The organism is Pontibacter vulgaris (assembly GCF_022758145.1).
Classification (GTDB): Bacteria; Bacteroidota; Bacteroidia; order Cytophagales; family Hymenobacteraceae; genus Pontibacter; species Pontibacter vulgaris.
Genome location: NZ_JAJVDH010000002.1, coordinates 109,570 through 128,774, shown reverse-complemented (window position 1 = coordinate 128,774; position 19,205 = coordinate 109,570). Strand labels below are relative to the sequence as shown.

Here is a 19,205-nt window from a genome sequence, read left to right as displayed (position 1 = left end):
GGTAAAACAGCAGCGGCAGCCTTACCGGGCTGCCGCTACTGAAAAGATAATAGTCTTCTTTAAATCGCTTCGTTACTGTCGGGTTTGGCCGTCTTTTACTCCATCCAGAATAATATCGCCTATACCACGGCCGCTGTTATCACGACGGCGCTGCTCTTCGCGGCGCTGTTGTTCCCAACGGTCATCGTTTCTTCTGCGATCATCATCTCTTCTACGATCTTCATATCTATCGTTGTCTCTTCTGCGCTCATACCTGTCATCATCGTGGTCATGGTCGCAGTCGCGCCGATCTTTGTCGTTATACTTTCTGTATTTTTCGTGTTCTTTTTCGCGCTTCCATTGAGCATGCGCGCGGTGCTTTTTATCTACAAAAGAAGGTTTACCTTTTTTATGCCCTTTGCCCTTATCATGATCATGGTCTGCGGCGGTGGCGGCCTGCGTAGCAAAAGCCATTATACCTACCAATGCGAGTGTCATCAACTTTTTCATAAGCTTTTGTTTTAAGGTTTGATGATACACAGGCAAAGCAAGTGCCAGAAATTAGGAATTGCTATATTCAAGCATTAATTAAAAGCAAAAAGCCCGCTTCTGTTAGCAAGAGCGGGCTTTTTAAATGTATAAGTTAAATTTATACTTTCTCGTAAATAACAGCCACACCCTGCCCTACGCCTACACACATAGTTGCCAAACCATAGCGAACATCGGTGCGGCGCTTCATTTCGTGCAGTAAGGTAGCTGTAATACGTGTACCGCTGGCGCCAAGCGGATGGCCAATAGCAATAGAACCTCCATTAACGTTTACGATGTCCGGATTAATGCCAAGTTGCTGCACACAAGGTATGGCCTGGGCTGCAAAAGCTTCGTTAATTTCGGCAAGCGATATGTCATTTATAGTTAAGCCCGCTCTTTTTAACGCTTTCTGAGTGGCCGGAATCGGACCTAAACCCATGTGCGCCGGATCTACGCCCGCAACCCCTACCGATACCACACGTGCCATAGGGGTAAGATTATACCGTTTAAGCACCTCTTCGCTAACTATAATGGACGCAGCAGCACCATCGTTTATACCTGATGAGTTACCAGCCGTTACTGACCCGCCTTTTCTGAAGGCTGCTCCCAACTCGCCTAACTTCTCAACTGAAGAAAGCCTTGGATGCTCATCGGTATCGAAAACAATAGCATCGCCTTTGCGCTGTGGTATAGTTACAGGCACAATCTCATCGTTAAATTTACCGGCCTCGGCAGCAGCTTTATACTTTACCTGCGAGCTATGGGCAAATTCGTCCTGGGCTTCACGTGAAACACCTTCGCGCCCGGCCACATTCTCGGCTGTTTCGCCCATGGTAAACGGGTGGTATAGCGCCGAAAGCTTTGGATTTGTAAAGCGCCAGCCAATGGTTGTATCATAAATTTCAGCAGTGCGGGCAAACGGCGTCTCGGCTTTTGCCATTACAAAAGGAGCACGCGTCATACTTTCTACACCACCGGCCAGGTATATTTCGCCATCGCCACAGGCAATGGCACGGCTGGCATCTATAATTGACTGCAACCCGGAGGCGCATAAACGATTAACAGTAACGCCACCTATAGTTTCGGGCAGTCCTGCCAGCAGCAAGGCCATGCGGGCTACATTACGGTTATCTTCGCCGGCCTGGTTGGCGGCACCCAGCACTACGTCTTCTATCAGCCCCGGATCGAGGTTGGGATTTCGGGCCAGTAATTCCTTTAATACATGCCCGGCCAGGTCATCGGGGCGCACCGAACTAAGCGTGCCACCAAACTTTCCGACAGGAGTTCTGAGTATATCAACTATATAAGCTGTGTTCATCAATTTTGGATTTACAGGTCTTTGTCTAATTTTGCATCTCCTTGCAAGTTAAATTAACCGACTTATGATACAAAGAATTCAATCCGTATTTCTATTCCTGCTGGTACTATCTATGGTTGCCATGCTGTTTTTACCGCTATGGTCTAAGACTGACCCGGCTACTAACCAAACGCTTATACTTACTGCCTGGAACCTGAAACCGGAACAAGCTCAGGGCGATGCGGCCGCAAGCCTGCCTTCGCAAGGCACTTTTGCCATTGGTATGCTGGCTATTGCAGCTGCTGTGCTGGCGCTGTATGAGATTTTCCAGTTTAAGAACCGCCTGAACCAGATGAAAATGGGCTTACTTAACACCCTGGTGCTGGCTGCTTTACTTGGCACAACTTTTTATTACGCCATGTATGTTGGCAACGACATGATTCAGGCCAGTAACCCAGGCGAATACGAACCGGGCTTTTATATGCCTATTCTGGCACTGCTGCTTAACGCACTGGCCAACCGCTTCATCCGCCGCGATGAAAACCTGGTAAGATCTGTAGACAGGCTGAGATAATTCTGAGTAACTGACTTTTGATTAAGTGAATGTATAGTTTACTTATTCAACAAAAAAAGCCGCTTCCAGTTACTTTGGAGCGGCTTTTTTTATTCACAAACTATTTAACTTATCACCTTAATACTCAAATTATCTTCTTCGGCTAACATATTCTTCCAGTTCGCGCACGCTGCTGTCAAATTTAAAGGCATCATATACATAGTAGAAGCGCTCGCGGTCGCATACATAATCGTAGGCATACTTGGCAAACTCCACGCGGGTGCTTTCGTGGTCGAACTGGCCGAGCAGTTTTTTCAGGTCTTCGGCCATGATGCTGTTGTTGCGCAAGGCTTCGCGGGCTATACTTAGTTTAGTGCTCTCGAAGCTTCGGTTATCCATAGCGTCCATAAGCCTATCCAGTTCATAGTTGCTAAGGAGGTTGCGGCATTTTTCGTACCGGTAATCATCGTCGTGGCGAGGGTAATCAGGGTGGCGAGGCTCGTAACGGTCCGGGTAACGCGGTGCTGGTGGTACCGGAATTCTTGGCCTAAGCGGCACTTCGTCTATCAATCGTAGTATGGCTTTACCGCTTCGGCCTGCAGTATGCAGCGCATAATTAGCTTCGTAGCCATCGGTTACATATATTTTAGAGCCCATGCTATGCACGCCATACCGGCCCATTATCTTAAACTCTACAAAGTGTTTTCCAGGCCTCAGGTTGGCTACCCGCACAAAGTTAGAAGCAACGCGGCTTACAGTTCTGCCATCAATCTTTACCAAAAACGGATCGCCTTTGTGCGTAGTGAAAGTTAAAGAAGCTTGTGCCCAGGCCGGCAATGCCAGCAGTACAAGCAGGAGCGGAAGTAGAAGCTTTCTCATAGTAGTATAGGTTTATTTCTATACTTTGAGCGAAGCCAATTATTGTGCCAAGTTTTGTGAAAGAATGCCCTTGCGTTTGCTGAAGCACCAGCCTGCCGGAGTTCATGATGTAGTAAATCAGGCCGGGCTTGCGCCACAGCCTAACTAGTTGCTGCTATATATTAACAGCGCTTCATGTTTGCACAAGCTAGTTACGGACTATTCCTGTAACCTGAAAAGCCATTTACACAGCGTTTGTAACAGCTTATTTATGCTTTCTTAGTATGATTTTGCGGTAATAATTGCCTGCCAGGGCTTAATTGTGAACCAAATGCTCAGGCATTTTTATACTTGATTGTAACATCAAAGCCGGAAAAAAATTAAAGGCCACAAGTATAAAACCTCTGGCCTTTAAAGTATAAGTATAGCTACTGCTTACCCTTCGTAGTAAAATTCACCTTTATCGCTGGTAATAGTTAGCTCATTTTTATTGCTGGCCTCAACACGGCCTATAACCTGTGCATCTACCCCAAACGACTTCGAGATATTAATTAAGTCTTGCGCATATTGTTCTGGTAAGTAGATCTCCAACCGGTGGCCCATGTTAAACACTTTGTACATCTCCTTCCAGTCGGTGAGGCTTTGCTCCTGAATTATGCGGAACAGCGGCGGCACCGAAAACAGGTTATCTTTTATGATGTGTACCTTGTCGGTAAAATGAAGCACTTTGGTTTGCGCCCCTCCACTGCAATGCACTATGCCGTGCAGGTGCTGGCGGTACTCTTGCAATATTGCTTTTACAATGGGTGCATAGGTACGCGTTGGCGAAAGTACCAGCTTGCCAACCTCCATGCCTGTTTCTTCCTCTACATCTGTCAGCCTGTAATTGCCGGTGTATACCAGGTCTTTTGGCAGCTCCGGGTCAAAACTCTCCGGGTAAGATGCGGCCAAATATTTATGGAACACATCGTGGCGTGCTGAGGTTAGCCCGTTGCTGCCCATGCCACCGTTATACTCTGTTTCATAGGTTGCCTGCCCCGAAGACGAGAAGCCTACAATTACATCGCCAGGCTGTATAGTATGGTTCGAGATAACCTCGTCGCGGCGCATGCGGGCTGTTACCGTGCTATCTACAATAATTGTGCGCACCAGGTCGCCTACATCAGCTGTTTCGCCGCCGGTGCTGTAAATACCCATACCATTGTCGCGCAGCATTTGCAGCACTTCTTCAGTACCGTTAATAATGGCGGCAATTACCTCACCCGGCACCAGATTTTTGTTGCGGCCTATAGTTGATGATAGCAGGATGTTATCGGTAGCACCCACACAAAGCAAATCATCGGTGTTCATTACCACAGCATCCTGGGCAATGCCCTTCCACACGCTCAGGTCGCCGGTTTCTTTCCAGTACATGTAGGCCAATGCCGATTTGGTGCCGGCTCCGTCTGCGTGCATAATAGCGCAGTAGTCCGGGTCGCCGGTTAAAATGTCGGGGATGATCTTGCAGAATGCTTTCGGGAATAAGCCTTTGTCGATGTTCTTGATGGCGTTGTGTACGTCTTCCTTCGACGCAGACACGCCTCGTCGCAGATATCTGTTTTCCATAGCTGGAGAATGGTTTGTCTACAAATTTAAGAAAGGCCGTGGTATTAGCGAGGTTAAAAAGCAAAAAGATGAATTTGGTAATCCAAGCTGGGCTAACACATACAAACTTAGTATAACGCGTGCAAATCTATACTTAGTATACTACAATTTTATACTTAATAACATGCAACGTTTGCCTATTTATAGGCATCATACTATATATAAACCTAAAAAATAAACTATGAAAAACAAGATCATGCTGCTTTGCCTCTGTTTGCTGAGTTCGCTTAACACCTTGCAGGCGCAAGACTCGCTGCGTGTAAAACCACAAGCCACGGCTCCTTATAAAGCAGCCATCGGGGCACGTTTATCTTATGGTGGCCCGACCGGGGCAGATATCAGCATATCGGCCAAGTACTTTATAGGTAAAGAGTCGGCGCTGGAAGCACAGTCAAGTATAATAAAGGACTCGCGCATTTTTCTGGCCTCGCTCAGTTACATCTGGCAGCCACAACTGCTAACCTCTTCGCGCTTCAGGCCTTATGCTGGTTTAGGGCTTGGGGTTATGCGCAGCCATAATTATACTTATTACCCCGAAGAGCCAGATATAACAACTAACCTGGTAACTGTGGCAAGTTTTGGCATGGAGTATACTTTCAAAAAAGCGCCTATCTCCCTCTCTCTTGATTACCGGGCTCCGTTCATGCGATTCGATAATAGTCCTTATCAGCCTCGCATGCCGCTAGAGCAAGCCAGAACTATTGGTGTAGGCGTTAAGTTTTTGCTGAAGTAGCGGGATAATGAGATCTGCTTTCTAATACAGATCTGATAATTTGATCAAACGTGGCTTTGTTGAGATTCTAACGATTATCTCAAGCTGGGCGATAAAGCTATTATGTATCATCCGTTATAGTAAACCCACCCCTAACCCCTCCTTGGAGGGGAATTTGTACACGTACCTGTAGTTCCCCTCCAAGGAGGGGTTAGGGGTGGGTAAGTTATCAGCAGGGTAAAGCATCAAGCAACTTGCGTTTAGTAACTTAAAGTATAAAAAAGGCCTGCAGTTTATCTGCAGGCCTTTTTTATACTTTAAGTTACAGTTCCTGACTCAGCACTCCTCACTCTAAAGCTATTCCTGAATGCGAACCACTTTAAACTCTGTGCGGCGGTTGCGCTGGTGCTCGGCTTCTGTTTTGGCATTCTTCACAACTGGTCGCTTTTCGCCATAGCCTTTTGCGGTAATACGGGATTTATCTATCCCTTTCGAGATAATATACTTCACCGCAGATTCGGCACGTCGCTGCGATAGATCCTCGTTATAAATATCTACACCACGGGAGTCGGTGTGCGAACTCAGCTCGATAGAGATTTTAGGATTGTCGTTTAGTACTTCCACCAGTTTATCCAGTTCTATGGCAGCATCCGGGCGAATATTGGCTTTATCGAAATCGTAAAAAATGTTTTCCAGCACAATTGCCTTCTCTTTCACAATTTCATTCATCACCAACGTAGCGGTTAACCTGATGTCGGTTACTTCGTCTTTTAACTGCTCCTGCGGTGGAATTTTACCTACTGTAGTTATGCGCTGGCGGGCTGTGAAGAAACCAGGCTTTTCAGATACTAATGAGTAAGTTGCTGCTGTATCTAAACTAAAGGAGAATTTACCTTCGGCATCGGCGTTAACTTCGCGCAGTTTTTTGCCCTTATCGTCCTGCAGCACTACCAGTTGGTTCGGAACTATAGTTTGCTGCTTTGCTCCTTCACGGCGCTGGAAAACGGTACCGTCTACAAAGAAGTTAACAAGCTTGCGCTGCAATTTTGCAAAGCTATACAGGTCGTCGCCACCTTTTCCGCCTTCGCGGTTAGACGAGAAATAACCAGTTAAGCCATCTTTAAAGTAAATGCTGAAATCATCGCCCGGGGAATTTACGGGTGCGCCCAGATTTACAGGTTTACCATTTTCTATACGGAACAGATCTAAGTTGCCTAAGCCGGGTAAACCATCAGAAGCAATGTATAAAGTGCCATCCGGTGCTACATAAACAAAGCTTTCGTTGCCCTGTGTGTTCACATCCGGCCCTAGATTTTCCGGCGTAGAGAAACGGCCGTTATCGTCTATGGTGGTTTTGTAAATATCGTTACCGCCCAGGCCGCCTTTCCGGTCAGAAGCAAAGTATAACGTTTTACCATCTGGCGAGAATGCCGGCGAAGAATCCCAGGCACGGGCATCGTTTATACTTAAAATCTTAGGCTCAGACCAGGCATTAGAGCGGAAGAAAGAAATGTACAGGTCTACGTTCTGGCGGCCTTTCTTTGTGCCTTCGTTGCCACGGGCAAACACCATACTTCTGCCTTCATCAGTAAAAGTAGCCAGCGCATCGTGTAAGCCTTCTACATTTATACCATCAAATTTGCGCACAGCACCGCCCATAGCTGCAGCCGAATCGGTAAGTGTTGTGGCATAAATATCGATAAAGCCCTCTCCATTACCCCAGTACTTTTTACCGGCACCACGGGTAGATGAAAAAATGAGCTCGTTATTAAGTATGTATGGCGCAAACTCAGAAGCATCCGTGTTCAGGGCTTCCAGGTTCTGTACTTCAAATTTTTGTGCACGGCGTAAAATATCGCTTAGTGCATTATAGTTCTCTACTTCGCGTACTGCCAGGCCTTTTAACCGTGGGTTGCTGCCTACACGCACATAATCCTGTAGCTGGTTCAGGGCCTCCTCGTATTTGCCATTAGCTTTGAGCGCCATACCATAATAAAAGTAAGCATCTTCTCTACGGAAATTCGCATCCAGGGCAGCTTTATAGAATGGTTCTGCCTGCGCAAGCCTGTTAGACATGCGGTAAGCTTCTGCTATTCTATAGTTTATTTCTCCCGGATTTTTTGCTTTGGTCAGGCCCTGCTTGTAGTATTCAATGGCGCGCTCATACTCTTCCTCCCCAAACTTTTTATCGCCTTTGCTGATGTGTTTACCAGAACCGCAGGCTGCGAGCAACAGCACAAATAGTATAAACATACCCGACCGTATCAGGTAAAAAGCAATAAGCTTTGGTTGTAGCGTTTGGCGCATGAACAGTGTAAAGTTATGGTTAGCCAGAATCAGAAATACCGCGAAAGCCAGCTGGCACGGGCTGGCCGAGGCCACTCCGTTTGCAGGTCTTCGTAATTGTTTACAAGCGTATCAAAGTATAACGTATCTTCTTTTATATCGCCGGTAGCTACTTTGTTTTTTAGTTCGCTTATACTTACCAGTTGTACCTGCCCTTTGTTTAAAAAGGCAAGCTGTGTACGATCGAAAAAAGAAACTTCAAAGCGTTGTTCCAGCTCCCTTACAAAATTTACCGACTTATCGATGGAGCAACCACTGGCAGCAGTTGCGCTTTCGTTGTTAGCCAGCACCAGAAACTGCCCGTGCAGTAATTTAGCCGATGCCTGCAAACCTGTTCCGTGGCTGCTCCATTCAGTTGCAAAAGCCTGCAGCAGTGGTTTTATCTCGGTTTGCTCGACCTCGGTTAAAGGCCTGTTTGCCTGGTAGATCCACAGCCGGGCATGCGGCGGCAACTCGTCAAACGGAATATACATATTTATTGTTAGTTGTTTATTATTGATCGTTGGTTCTTAATCGTTTAAAACAATTAGCAACTACCAATCAACAATTACTTTGTAAGTCCTTCGGCTTGTGCGATAAGCTCGGCAATATCAAAAACTTTTACGTTTTGTTCCTGCTCCTTGTTCTTTACGCCGTCATTCATCATTACCATACAGAACGGACAGGCTGTTGCAATTACGCCTTCTGTTCCTAAAGTAGCCAGTGCTTCTTCCGTTCTTTCGATGTTAATCTCTTTTTTACCCGGCTCAGCTTCTTTAAACATCTGGGCACCACCGGCACCGCAGCATAAACCATTGGCACGACTACGCTTCATTTCAACCAGGTCGGCATCCAGGGCAGCCAGTACATCGCGTGGAGCTTCGTAAATATCGTTGGCGCGGCCCAGGTAACAGGAATCGTGGTAGGTAATGCGCTTGCCTTTAAACGCCTCACCGCCCTGCACATGCACTTTGCCTTCGTTTATAAGTTGCTGCAGGAACGTGGAGTGGTGAATTACTTCATAGTTGCCGCCCAAGTCAGGGTATTCATTTTTAATCGTGTTGAAGCAGTGCGGGCAAGCCGTTACGATCTTCTTCACATTATAAGCATTCATCACTTCGATGTTAGTGATGGCCTGCATCTGGAACAGGAACTCATTACCGGCACGTTTGGCTGGGTCGCCGGTACAGCTTTCTTCGGTACCTAATACGGCATATTTTACACCCACATGCTCCAGAATCTGAACGAAAGCGCGGGTTACTCTTTTATAACGGTCGTCGAAAGCGCCGGCACAACCAACCCAGAACAGGATCTCAGGTTCTTCGCCGTTGGCAGCCATCTGGGCCATCGTTGGCACTTTCACTAATCTTTTATTTTCTTCCATCAGTGTATTTGTAAAGGACGAAGGACAATTTGACAAAAGACAAAGGAATCAATAATCAACTCCTACATCCAATGACTTATGTTCTTTGTCTGAAAATTCTTTTGTCTAGTTCTTCGAAGGTAAGTATAATTCGTCGGCCCAGTTAAAGCGGTCAGACGCCGGGAACGCCCACGGCGCACCGTTGTTCTCGATGTTAGTGAACATAGCATTAAGCGAAGCCGGCGCAGCAGATTCTTCCAGTACCAAATAGCGGCGCAAGTCCATGATAGTAGAAAGCTGATCGATGTTAACCGGGCAGGACTCTACGCAGGCATTACAGGTTGTACAAGCCCATAGCTCTTCTGGCGTGATGTAACCTCTCAGCAATGTTTTTTCATCGGTAGTTTCTACACGCTCCACACCCATTTCTTTATAATGGTTTGGCTTGAAGATAGCCGGATGTTCGCCTTTCTCCTCCATACGGTCACGGGTATCCATCACAATCTTTCGTGGCGAAAGCAGCTTACCTGTTATGTTGGCCGGGCAAACAGAAGTACAGCGGCCGCACTCGGTACAAGTATAAGAATCCATCAGCTGCTTCCAGCTCAGGTCTTCCACGTCTTTGGCTCCAAAGCGCTGTACAATCGGGTTGCCCTCGGCATCTACTTCAGGAGCGGGCGGCTGGTAGCTTGGGTCCAGCATGGCCTTTATTTCGTGCGTTATACTTGGGTTTGTAGAGAATTTGCCTTTCGGGAACAGCTTAGAGTAATATACGTTCGGGAAAGCCATGATAATGTGGAAGTGCTTGGAGCTTGGCAGGTAGTTCATAAACGCCAGTATGCCCAAGATGTGAATCCACCAACCTACGGTAGCAATGGCATGCAAAGTACCAGCATCAGACCCAAAAGCATTTACAAACAGTTGGCTCACCGGGAAGCTGCCGGCCATGTGGCGGTTTTCCAGCTCTGCCAGTTTAATATCGGAGATATTAAAAGCGAATAGCGCAAACATCAGCACGATCTCGGTGATTAGGATAACATTGGCGTCCATTTTAGGCCAGGCACGCATTTCCACACCAGTTGCCAGGCGTGGCACCTTTGATACATTTCTTCTCCACAGGAAAATAGCGCAGGCCACAATTACCAAGGCAGCCAATATCTCATTTACAAACATGAGGGCACTGTAGAGTGGCCCCATAAAACCCAGCACGCGATGTGTTCCGAAAATACCATCGATCATGATCTCCAGTACTTCGATGTTAATTACCAGAAAGCCTACATATACAAACAGGTGAAGTACTGCCGGCAACGGGCGCTTAAACATTTTCTGCTGGCCAAAGGCAACTAACAACATTTTATTAATGCGCTCCGATGGGTTATCAGCCAGCTCTACGTCGCGGCCAATAAGTATATTCTTTCGGATCTTGCGTATCTGCCACACAAATAAGCCTATGCCCAGTGCAGCAACAATCAGGAAGATAATGTTCTCTAATCCTATCACGATAAACTATTCGTTATACATACCAATTTATACCTAAAGATAGCAGAATACGAAGAATAAACGTGCATGAGGAACTTTTTTTAAAATTTTTTGAGCTGAATGTTTGCACGTTCAATCTTAGTTGCTACTTTTGCATACCCTTTAGAAACAAGGGGCACAACAAGAGCTGGTGATGTAGCTCAGTTGGTAGAGCAAAGGACTGAAAATCCTTGTGTCGTTGGTTCGATTCCAATCATCACCACCAGCTTAAACCCTCTTCTTAACCGAAGAGGGTTTTTTGTTTTTATACTTTATCTAACTCCCGAAACTTTACATTGTTTGCGCTGCCCATACTTGCCGAGCCCGCAATAAAAGCCCTGTTAAACTTAGCGCACCAATCTTATACTTACTGGCAATTTGCACTCAGCTCTAACATTGCTGCTGTATAACCTAACCTGTAGGCATTCTTAAAATGCACGCAGGCCGAATCAGCAAACTGCTGCTCCAGCTCTGTTCTGCCTAATAAATAATACACACGGCCATTACTGTTATCCACATCCAACACCCGGCGGTAGTCAGCCTCCGACAAAGTATAATCACCTAATTTATAATATCCAAAACCCCTAAAAGTAAGCGCCTTAGACCAAGACTCACCGCTATGCGAGCGTTTTAAAAAAGCTGTAAAATCTGCAATGGCTAGCTTATAGTTTTGCAGGTAAAAAAGGCGCACCTCACCTCGCTCCAGGTGCGCGGCATACAAAGTACTATCCAGGTGCAGTGTCCGGCTAAAGTCTTGTTCTGCCAGTTTAAACTGCGATAGCTTCTGGTAACATTTGCCGCGCATATAATAGGTTTCGGCGGGCACATTATCCTGTAGCGCTATTGCCTGGTTCAGATCCTGCAGGGCATCCTGGTAATCCTCAAACACATTCAGTTCTATACTTGCGCGGGTCAGGTATGCATCGGCATGCTTGGGCCTGAAATATATGGCATCTGTTAAAAGGCTGTGGGCACTGCTATACTTACCGTCTGCCATGTATGATAAGGCTGTTTTATACTTATCTTCTCCGGCCACGTAATCCATTACCACTTTAAGCAGCAGGCTAAACAGCAACAGGCAGGCAACAAATGCAGCGGTAATGTATGCATCGCGTCGCGAGAAACGCTGCTCCTGCATAACCGGACGTTTGTGGTAATAACGCTCCGATACCGATGCAGGCTCGCGGGTATGGTTATAACGGGGATCGTAATAAGATTGCGGTTGCACTACACGGCGCTGCTCGCTTACATATTGTAGTTTAAGGTCGTATCGGGCACGCTTGCTTGGGTTAGAAAGTGTCTGGTAGGCGGTGTTCACCAGCTTAAATTGCTCTTCGGCACGCGCATTACCGGGGTTCCTGTCGGGGTGGTATTGCAGCGCAAGCCGTTTGTAAGCCAGCTTAATTTCCTGCGTGGTGGCAGTGCGGCTTACTCCTAAAACTATGTAATAATTCTGATCCAAGCAGGCGAAAGTACAAAAAGGTTAACGTTTATCTTTTGTAATTTTATACAACTGATCTGAAATTTCCGTAGTACATTTTATCCGGTTATACATTGAGTAATTTTTCATTCTTTAATCGTATACAAAACAGGCACTAAAAAAGCTTAGCACTATGGCCAACAACGACAACGGCACACGCGAGAAAAGCACCAATATCATCGAAAACCTGATGGGGTACATCGATACCCGCATCGATATAATCAGACTGGAGATACAGGATAAACTAAAAACTTCCTTCGTTAGTTTACTGCACGTGCTCCTGCTAGGTTTTGTTGGGATTATGAGCTTTATTTTTATCAACCTCTTTATTGCCCTGTTGCTCAATCACTTGCTGGATAGCTCGTTCTGGGGCTTTGGCATTGTGGCTTTGTTTTATGTAGCAGTGCTGGTTGTGCTGATTATTGGCCTGGATAAAAAAGTATTTCAGAATGTGGCCGATAAAACCTTTGACAATACAATCTATAAAACCGACAAACGAGATAAAACACTATGAGTGAGCTAAGCAACCCCTTGTTCGAGAATGAGCGAGAGTTATTGGAGCGTCAGAAAGAAGAATACAGAAATGCTTTAATGGGCGATGTTGACCAGATTAAGACACAGTCGCAGCAGATTGGCAAAAAAGTAGCCATTGCCGGCGGTGTATTGCTGGCAGGTTATTTATTAAGCAGTATGTTTAGCGGCGGTAAAAAAAAAGCTAAAAAAGTAAAGAAAGCAAAAGAGCCGCTTCATGTAAGCCACAATGCCGCTGCAGAGACCAGCGTAGTAGACTACGATTCTATGCTGCATGAGCAGGAAGATGATTATACTTTATCATCAGAACGTATGCCGCATGCAGAACAGCCCGAGCACAAAAATAAAAGTGCCGCCAAAAGTTTTATGGATTCCGGCTTCACCAAGCTGATCACCAGCCAGCTTACAGCCCTTTTAATGGTTTACATCACGAAAAAGGTAGAAGAATACTTACAGAGTGTATCTGAAAATCCCGATATTGCAGCTAAGCCTGTAGAGGCGACTGAGATACAAACTACTGAGTATAATTATCCGGAAGAGGATGCCATTTAAAAACCTTCGCCAGCAACAGCAGCAACAAACAGGCAGGAAGCACTTTGCGGTACTGCTAGACCCAGACAACCTTGATGAGGCTACCTGCCTGCAACTGCTTGCGCTGAGCGAACTTCACCCTATAGATTTTTTCTTTGTAGGTGGCAGCCTCATCACTACTAATAACCAGGGCGGGCTTATACGTCTGCTTAAATCCAACTCTGATATCCCGGTTATACTTTTCCCGAGCAACAGCCTGCACATTGATAAACAAGCCGATGGCATTTTACTGCTTTCGCTTATATCAGGCCGTAACCCGGAGTTCCTGATAGGCCAGCACATACTTTCGGCTCCTATACTTAAGGCCAGCCAGCTGCACGTTTATCCTACCGGCTATATGCTTATTGATACCGGCCGCCAAACCACGGCTTCATATATGAGCGGCACTACACCTATACCTTACGATAAGCCTGAGATTGCTGCCTGCACGGCTATGGCCGGCGAGATGCTTGGCCTGCGTTACATTTACATGGATGGTGGCAGCGGTGCCCAGAATCCTATTAGTGCGGCTATGATTTCGGCGGTACGCAAAGCGGTGGATATCCCGGTTATAGTTGGCGGAGGCATTAATACTAAACAAAAAGCTAAGGCTGCCCTTGATGCTGGTGCCGATGTGATTGTGGTAGGTAACCACATAGAAAAAAACCCCGGCTTTCTGGCCGAGGTTTCTCAAATTGTTTCTTCTTATAATGTTGCCTTAGATATTCATCGCTGATTCTCTGCGACGCATCTTACCAGCTGGTATACCAAACATCATCTTGAAGCGACGGCAGAAGTACGCAGTGTCTTTGTAGCCCACGTCTTTACCAATCTCACGGATGCTCTTCTTGGTAGTACGTAGCAGGAATACGGCACGCTCCATGCGCTGGTACTCGATGTAATCCTGTGGGTTAATACCAGTCAGCATTTTGAAATACTGGCCTACATAATCCTCAGATACGTTTGCTACGTTAGAAAGCACTTTGTTTGAAAGGTCGCCGCCCAGGTTCTCCTTGATATAGTTGAACAGGTCGATAAGGCGAGGATCTTTGAAATAGGTGCTGTTTGTTGCCAGCTGCTCCACGAACATTTTGTTACGCAGAATGTGGCGCACGATCTCTACTACAATGTTTTCAGTGTAGATGCTGATCAGTCGCTCTTTACCTGGCAGGTCCTGCATGCTTTCCTCTACAACCTTTATCACCAGGTTAGCCAGTTTGTTGTTACCTGAAATCAGGAACGCCGGCAGATCTAGTGAGGCGAAGAAGTTAACCGAGTCAAATACTTTTGCTTCGAAGCTAACATAGCTATGGCTTTCCTCAGCATCACCGATCAGATCAAGCTCGTTGTTGCTTTTGAAAAACTTCTCTCTGTTTGTGATCAGGTCATCGTTAGAGATAGTTCTGCCATCGCTGGAACCGTATGTCACTTTTGTGCTACGGCCACCCGGAATAAACAGAAGCTCCCCTTCTTCTACCATTTGCTCCTCGTCGCCGAAAAAGATACTACCCCTGTGGAGCAGGATCAGATTGTTGCCTACATCATAGTAGTTGCGCACCGTAAACGGCTGCTGCAACACCAGATTTTTAGCCTTAATGAACCGCACCCCAAGCGATTCAATAATTTTATTGTAATCTTCCATGTGTGTTACCAACTAACTTTTATACTATAAACCCTTAATTCAAGGCCTAAAGCTAAGACTAATCTTTATAAAATTCAAATTAATTTTAAAAAATAAATTTTAATTCAACAAATCCTATTCTTAGCATAAACTACAGATTAACAGATATTTAAGACTTGATTTACTTAAGCAATTCTCTTGAAATTACTATTTTCTGTATCTCAGAAGTACCTTCATATATCTGCGTAATTTTTGCATCGCGCATTAAACGCTCTACATGGTATTCTTTCACGAAACCATATCCCCCATGTACTTGTACGGCTTCGATGGTAGTATCCATTGCAACTTTTGATGCAAAAAGCTTAGCCATAGCACCCGACTTACCATAATCGGCGTGTGTATCTTTATCATAAGCAGCCTGCAGGCAAAGAAGGCGGGCAGCCTCAATGTTTGTAGCCATATCAGCCAGCTTAAACTGGATAGCCTGGTGCTTCGAGATTTCTACGCCAAATGCCTTACGCTCTTTAGAATACTTAACCGCCAGCTCGTAAGCGCCTGAAGCTATACCTAATGCCTGCGAAGCAATACCGATACGGCCACCAGCCAACGTAGACATAGCGAACTTAAAGCCGAAGCCATCTTCACCGATACGGTTCTCTTTCGGCACCTTCACGTCAGTAAACATCAGTGAGTGGGTGTCAGAGCCACGTATACCCAGCTTATTTTCTTTAGGTCCGATCTCAAAACCTTCCATACCACGCTCTACAATAAGTGCATTGATGCCACGGTGGCCTTTTGCTACATCTGTCTGCGCAATTACAATGTATACAGAAGCTGAACTACCGTTTGTGATCCAGTTCTTTGTACCGTTCAGCAGGTAGTAATCGCCTTTATCCTCGGCAGTGGTGCGCTGCGAAGTAGCATCAGAACCAGCCTCCGGCTCAGATAAACAGAAAGCACCGATGATCTCGCCAGTAGCAAGTTTGGTCAGGTATTTCTGCTTTTGCTCTTCGTTACCATACTTCTCAATACCCCAGCAAACAAGCGAGTTATTAACCGACATTACAACAGAAGCAGAGGCATCTACTTTAGAGATTTCCTCCATGGCCAGTACATAAGATATTGTATCCATACCGCCGCCATTGTACTTAGGGTCTACCATCATACCCAAAAATCCAAGCTCACCCATCTTCTTGATTTGCTCAGCCGGGAACTTCTGGTGCTCATCGCGCTCTATTACGCCTGGCAGCAGTTCGGTCTGTGCAAACTCACGGGCAGCAGCTTGTACCGCCAAATGTTCTTCTGTTAATTGGAAATTCATGCTTATATAAATTTAAGTGCAATCTATTTAGTTTTATCGGGCGCAAAACTATGAAATTCAGAGGTATTAAAACAACCCGTTATAGTAATATTTGTTTAACCCGCCACAAACCTCCAATTTATTATATTAAACGCATTAGTGACAAAATAGGATTTAACAAACAAAAAACGCCATTTGCTACTAAAACAAATGACGTTAATTTATTAATAATCAGACCTATACAACGAACACATCTTCAGTTAGTCGCGGCGCCCCATTAGTAATGATACATAGTATAACAATGTTGCTAACGAGCCCAGCGCAGCAACCACGTAAGTTAAAGCAGCCCACTTAAGCGCATCTTTAGACATGGCATACTCTTGCTTTGTTACAACATTATTCGATTCGATCCAGGCAAGTGCCCGCTTGCTCGCGTCAAATTCTACGGGTAGCGTAACAAAACTAAAGATAGTTGTAAGTGCAAAAAGTGTTACACCAATTGTTAACGGAATTGGAGTTGTCTGCAGCATGAAGATACCGATAAGTATAATCCACTGCATGTAACGCGAAGCTATACTTAAGGCAGGCACCATAGCCGAACGGAACTTCAGGAAACTATAGGCTTTGGCATGTTGTACAGCGTGGCCACATTCGTGCGCGGCAACAGCGGCGGCGGCGGCAGAACGCGCTTCATATACATACTCGCTCAGGTTTACTGTTTTATCTGCCGGGTTATAATGGTCTGTAAGACGGCCGGCTACCGAAATTACTTTCACATCGTGTATACCGTTATCGGCTAACATCATCTGCGCAATCTCGCGGCCACTCAGGCCAGAGCTAATCGGAATCTGAGAGTATTTCTGAAATTTGCTTTTAAGGCGCCAGCTTACAAGCCAGCTTATCAGCATAAAAATTATACCTATTAAATATATACCAGCCATAGCTATACTTTACTTTGTTTTAGGGTTGAGTTGATTTTCTATTTTGTTTACGATGTTGGTAGTAGAATAGCCTTTAACCAGTGGTACAGTTTTTACTTCTCCACCTTTAGCCATAACTACCTCGTGCCCTACTATAGTTTCTATGCTGTAATCGTCGCCTTTAACCAGTATATCCGGCTGAATGGCTTGTATCAGTTGCAACGGAGTATCTTCATCGAAGAGCACTACTGCATCTACGAACAAAAGCGATGCCATTACCCTTGCACGTGACATTTCGTCCTGAAGCGGGCGATTCGGGCCTTTAATTCTGCTGATTGAAGCATCTGTATTTAACCCAAGTACTAATTTATCGCCAAGTTGTCGTGCTTTTTCAAGATAATCAACATGCCCCAGGTGCAGAAGATCAAAGCAGCCGTTGGTGAAAACTATTTTCTGGCCTTGGTTTTGCCAGGTATTTACTTGTTCCTGTAATTGGGAAACGGAAAGGATTTTATCGGTTGATTTCATGATGAGTAGTTACTTCTGCCTGTATGGTTTCAGCTACGGGCTTATTGCGCCGCAGCATACCTGCCATAAAACTAAGCACTCCCATTAGAACGACCAAAAGTGTTTGTGAAGTATGTGCGAGCAACGCATAGGCCATGCCGCCTTCTTTGGGCACGCCATATAAGAGCAATGTAGTTTGCACCAGAATATGGTATACGCCGATACCACCCTGCACAGGTGCTGCCATGCCTAAACTACCAATAACAAGCACAGATAGTGCCGCCCCAAACGATAAATGGGCGGTAGCGGGCAAAGCGTAAAAAACAACCAGGCTCATACCATAATACATACCCCACACAAAAAAAGTATGCAGCCAGTAAGCAACCGGGTTTTCTAACTTCGAAAGGCTAAAGATACCATCCAGCATGCCTTTTAAAAAACCGGTAACTTTCAGGAAATATTTGTTTTGCCGCAACTGGTTTAAAAACACAAGTATAAGCACCAATGCAATGGCAATCACTGCTACTGTAATACCTCCTATTAAGTATAAGGAATCCAGGCTTTTTTCAAGGTTATTATACTTGTCAGCAAAAAGACCCAGTAGCAAATCCTGCAGCCGGTCAAGCTCTACCAGAAAAGTAATGCCTATAACCAATAACAGCATCAGCATATCCACAAAACGCTCGGCTATTACAGTGCCAAATCCGGTATTTACCGGTATTCCCTCAGTGCGGCGCAGCATGGTACAGCGGGCCACCTCTCCCATACGCGGCAATACCAGGTTAGCCACATAGCCAAACATCATGGCATTATAGGTATTCCCAAGCGAGGGCTGATAACCGGTAGAGTTAAACTGCATGCGCCAGCGGTAGGCCCTGCTCATGTAACTTATCACCCCCATCACCAACGAAAGTATGATCCAGGAATAGCTTGCATTTTTAAGCTCGTCCCACATTTTCATAAAGTCCAGTTCCTTTAGAGCGTACCACATCAGAAATGCGGAAACCGCTAAAAGCAAAACATACTTTAGAAATGAGAGCAGCTTTTTCATGAACAGAATTATACCAGGCGGTTATGCTGGTCAGGGAAAACAAGCGTAGGTTTATGGCTGCGCGCGTTTTCAAAATTAACGGTGCAATAGGATATAACGATCACAATGTCGCCTACCTGTACTTTGCGGGCAGCTGGCCCGTTCAGGCAAACGGTTCCGGTAGCGCGCTCGCCTTTAATTACATAGGTTTCGAAGCGCTCGCCGTTGTTTATATTAACGATAGTCACTTTCTCATTCTCCACCATATTGGCGGCATCCATCAGGTCTTCATCAATTGTGATGCTACCTACATAATGCAACTCGGCCTGCGTGACCTTACAACGGTGGATCTTAGATTTTAAAACCTCAATCTGCATGGTTTGGTATTGAAATAAAGCGCAAAGTTAGACAATAAGCATCAGATTAACTACCAAAGTATAGCTATCTGCCCACAGCATGCAGGCAA

General features: G+C 45.6%; 20 protein-coding genes and 1 tRNA gene. 6 read left to right on the top strand and 15 right to left on the bottom strand.

Going from position 1 to position 19,205, the window contains the following annotated elements; genetic code table 11:
* Positions 1-72 precede the first annotated feature (72 nt).
* Both LWP20_RS01530 and LWP20_RS01525 read right to left on the bottom strand, forming a co-directional pair.
* Entirely contained in the window at positions 73-489 is a 417-nt protein-coding gene (locus LWP20_RS01530) for a hypothetical protein (protein WP_242926349.1), read from the bottom strand.
* Positions 490-628: 139 nt separating this feature from the next.
* A complete protein-coding gene (locus LWP20_RS01525) occupies positions 629-1,828 on the bottom strand; it encodes a thiolase family protein (protein ID WP_242926348.1) in 1,200 nt (399 codons plus the stop codon).
* A 64-nt stretch (positions 1,829-1,892) separates the two neighbouring features.
* Here LWP20_RS01525 and LWP20_RS01520 point away from each other — a divergent pair, with 64 nt between their 5' ends.
* Entirely contained in the window at positions 1,893-2,381 is a 489-nt protein-coding gene (locus LWP20_RS01520) for a DUF4293 domain-containing protein (protein WP_242926347.1), read from the top strand.
* Positions 2,382-2,510: 129 nt separating this feature from the next.
* Here the strand turns inward: LWP20_RS01520 and LWP20_RS01515 are convergent, their stop codons facing one another.
* A complete protein-coding gene (locus LWP20_RS01515; protein WP_242926346.1) occupies positions 2,511-3,239 on the bottom strand; it encodes a proline and serine-rich protein 1 family protein in 729 nt (242 codons plus the stop codon).
* Between the two features lie 414 nt (positions 3,240-3,653).
* Positions 3,654-4,823, bottom strand: a complete 1,170-nt coding sequence (locus LWP20_RS01510; protein WP_242926345.1) for an AIR synthase related protein — start codon at positions 4,821-4,823, stop codon at positions 3,654-3,656.
* A gap of 220 nt (positions 4,824-5,043) precedes the next feature.
* On the opposite strand from LWP20_RS01510, the gene LWP20_RS01505 reads away from it, so the two are divergent.
* Positions 5,044-5,595 (top strand): hypothetical protein, encoded by a 552-nt coding sequence (locus LWP20_RS01505; protein ID WP_242926344.1) that lies wholly within the window; start codon positions 5,044-5,046, stop codon positions 5,593-5,595.
* Positions 5,596-5,931: 336 nt separating this feature from the next.
* Here LWP20_RS01505 and LWP20_RS01500 read toward each other — a convergent pair whose 3' ends face one another.
* The 4 genes from LWP20_RS01500 to LWP20_RS01485 form a co-directional block, all read right to left on the bottom strand.
* Positions 5,932-7,881 carry a CHU_0125 family OmpA-like outer membrane integrity protein gene (locus LWP20_RS01500; RefSeq protein WP_242926343.1) on the bottom strand — a complete coding sequence of 650 codons (1,950 nt, stop codon included), beginning with the start codon at positions 7,879-7,881 and terminating at the stop codon, positions 5,932-5,934.
* A 29-nt stretch (positions 7,882-7,910) separates the two neighbouring features.
* On the bottom strand, positions 7,911-8,393 hold the full coding sequence (locus LWP20_RS01495; protein ID WP_242926342.1) for a hypothetical protein: 483 nt from the start codon (positions 8,391-8,393) through the stop codon (positions 7,911-7,913).
* Between the two features lie 74 nt (positions 8,394-8,467).
* Entirely contained in the window at positions 8,468-9,247 is a 780-nt protein-coding gene (locus LWP20_RS01490) for a (Fe-S)-binding protein (protein ID WP_242927092.1), read from the bottom strand.
* A 141-nt stretch (positions 9,248-9,388) separates the two neighbouring features.
* On the bottom strand, positions 9,389-10,762 hold the full coding sequence (locus LWP20_RS01485) for a 4Fe-4S dicluster domain-containing protein (protein ID WP_242926341.1): 1,374 nt from the start codon (positions 10,760-10,762) through the stop codon (positions 9,389-9,391).
* A gap of 168 nt (positions 10,763-10,930) precedes the next feature.
* On the opposite strand from LWP20_RS01485, the gene LWP20_RS01480 reads away from it, so the two are divergent.
* Positions 10,931-11,006 (top strand) — tRNA-Phe (locus tag LWP20_RS01480).
* A gap of 141 nt (positions 11,007-11,147) precedes the next feature.
* On the opposite strand, the gene LWP20_RS18295 is transcribed toward LWP20_RS01480, so the two are convergent.
* Positions 11,148-12,242, bottom strand: coding sequence for a tetratricopeptide repeat protein (locus LWP20_RS18295; RefSeq protein ID WP_302467593.1), 1,095 nt, complete (start codon positions 12,240-12,242; stop codon positions 11,148-11,150).
* Between the two features lie 151 nt (positions 12,243-12,393).
* Between LWP20_RS18295 and LWP20_RS01465 the strand changes: the two genes are divergently transcribed.
* Genes LWP20_RS01465 through LWP20_RS01455 form a run of 3 tightly spaced genes read left to right on the top strand, consistent with a single transcriptional unit; the run spans position 12,394 to position 14,097 of the window.
* Positions 12,394-12,774 (top strand): phage holin family protein, encoded by a 381-nt coding sequence (locus LWP20_RS01465; RefSeq protein WP_242926340.1) that lies wholly within the window; start codon positions 12,394-12,396, stop codon positions 12,772-12,774.
* Positions 12,771-13,343: a hypothetical protein gene (locus LWP20_RS01460; protein ID WP_242926339.1), complete on the top strand. Its 573-nt coding sequence runs from the start codon at positions 12,771-12,773 to the stop codon at positions 13,341-13,343. The genes LWP20_RS01465 and LWP20_RS01460 overlap by 4 nt, the downstream gene beginning before the upstream one ends.
* Positions 13,333-14,097: a phosphoglycerol geranylgeranyltransferase gene (locus tag LWP20_RS01455; RefSeq protein WP_242926338.1), complete on the top strand. Its 765-nt coding sequence runs from the start codon at positions 13,333-13,335 to the stop codon at positions 14,095-14,097. Before LWP20_RS01460 ends, LWP20_RS01455 begins: the two co-directional genes overlap by 11 nt.
* Here LWP20_RS01455 and LWP20_RS01450 read toward each other — a convergent pair.
* The 6 genes from LWP20_RS01450 to panD all read right to left on the bottom strand — a co-directional run bounded on the left by LWP20_RS01450 (position 14,080) and on the right by panD (position 19,116).
* Entirely contained in the window at positions 14,080-15,003 is a 924-nt protein-coding gene (locus LWP20_RS01450; RefSeq protein ID WP_242926337.1) for an AraC family transcriptional regulator, read from the bottom strand. The two genes, LWP20_RS01455 and LWP20_RS01450, sit on opposite strands and share 18 nt — an antisense overlap.
* A gap of 160 nt (positions 15,004-15,163) precedes the next feature.
* The gene (locus LWP20_RS01445) at positions 15,164-16,303 is read right to left on the bottom strand and encodes an acyl-CoA dehydrogenase (RefSeq protein ID WP_242926336.1); all 1,140 of its coding nucleotides are present in this window, start codon (positions 16,301-16,303) and stop codon (positions 15,164-15,166) included.
* 239 nt (positions 16,304-16,542) lie between these two features.
* Entirely contained in the window at positions 16,543-17,223 is a 681-nt protein-coding gene (locus LWP20_RS01440) for a zinc metallopeptidase (protein ID WP_242926335.1), read from the bottom strand.
* Between the two features lie 9 nt (positions 17,224-17,232).
* Positions 17,233-17,730: a D-glycero-beta-D-manno-heptose 1-phosphate adenylyltransferase gene (gene rfaE2, locus LWP20_RS01435; RefSeq protein WP_242926334.1), complete on the bottom strand. Its 498-nt coding sequence runs from the start codon at positions 17,728-17,730 to the stop codon at positions 17,233-17,235.
* Positions 17,714-18,760: a lysylphosphatidylglycerol synthase transmembrane domain-containing protein gene (locus LWP20_RS01430; RefSeq protein ID WP_242926333.1), complete on the bottom strand. Its 1,047-nt coding sequence runs from the start codon at positions 18,758-18,760 to the stop codon at positions 17,714-17,716. Before LWP20_RS01430 ends, rfaE2 begins: the two co-directional genes overlap by 17 nt.
* A gap of 8 nt (positions 18,761-18,768) precedes the next feature.
* Entirely contained in the window at positions 18,769-19,116 is a 348-nt protein-coding gene (panD, locus tag LWP20_RS01425; protein WP_242926332.1) for an aspartate 1-decarboxylase, read from the bottom strand.
* Positions 19,117-19,205: the final 89 nt, after the last annotated feature.

Coding starts and splice junctions, on each gene's coding strand:
- LWP20_RS01450 (WP_242926337.1), bottom strand. CDS start 15,003: ATGGAAGATTACAATAAAATTATTGAATCGCTTGGGGTGCGGTTCATT.
- LWP20_RS01520 (WP_242926347.1), top strand. CDS start 1,893: ATGATACAAAGAATTCAATCCGTATTTCTATTCCTGCTGGTACTATCT.
- panD (WP_242926332.1), bottom strand. CDS start 19,116: ATGCAGATTGAGGTTTTAAAATCTAAGATCCACCGTTGTAAGGTCACG.
- LWP20_RS01530 (WP_242926349.1), bottom strand. CDS start 489: ATGAAAAAGTTGATGACACTCGCATTGGTAGGTATAATGGCTTTTGCT.
- LWP20_RS01430 (WP_242926333.1), bottom strand. CDS start 18,760: ATGAAAAAGCTGCTCTCATTTCTAAAGTATGTTTTGCTTTTAGCGGTT.
- LWP20_RS01515 (WP_242926346.1), bottom strand. CDS start 3,239: ATGAGAAAGCTTCTACTTCCGCTCCTGCTTGTACTGCTGGCATTGCCG.
- LWP20_RS01510 (WP_242926345.1), bottom strand. CDS start 4,823: ATGGAAAACAGATATCTGCGACGAGGCGTGTCTGCGTCGAAGGAAGAC.
- LWP20_RS01500 (WP_242926343.1), bottom strand. CDS start 7,881: ATGCGCCAAACGCTACAACCAAAGCTTATTGCTTTTTACCTGATACGG.
- LWP20_RS01445 (WP_242926336.1), bottom strand. CDS start 16,303: ATGAATTTCCAATTAACAGAAGAACATTTGGCGGTACAAGCTGCTGCC.
- LWP20_RS01455 (WP_242926338.1), top strand. CDS start 13,333: ATGCCATTTAAAAACCTTCGCCAGCAACAGCAGCAACAAACAGGCAGG.
- rfaE2 (WP_242926334.1), bottom strand. CDS start 17,730: ATGAAATCAACCGATAAAATCCTTTCCGTTTCCCAATTACAGGAACAA.
- LWP20_RS01490 (WP_242927092.1), bottom strand. CDS start 9,247: ATGGCCCAGATGGCTGCCAACGGCGAAGAACCTGAGATCCTGTTCTGG.
- LWP20_RS01495 (WP_242926342.1), bottom strand. CDS start 8,393: ATGTATATTCCGTTTGACGAGTTGCCGCCGCATGCCCGGCTGTGGATC.
- LWP20_RS01440 (WP_242926335.1), bottom strand. CDS start 17,223: ATGGCTGGTATATATTTAATAGGTATAATTTTTATGCTGATAAGCTGG.
- LWP20_RS01505 (WP_242926344.1), top strand. CDS start 5,044: ATGAAAAACAAGATCATGCTGCTTTGCCTCTGTTTGCTGAGTTCGCTT.
- LWP20_RS01525 (WP_242926348.1), bottom strand. CDS start 1,828: ATGAACACAGCTTATATAGTTGATATACTCAGAACTCCTGTCGGAAAG.
- LWP20_RS01465 (WP_242926340.1), top strand. CDS start 12,394: ATGGCCAACAACGACAACGGCACACGCGAGAAAAGCACCAATATCATC.
- LWP20_RS01460 (WP_242926339.1), top strand. CDS start 12,771: ATGAGTGAGCTAAGCAACCCCTTGTTCGAGAATGAGCGAGAGTTATTG.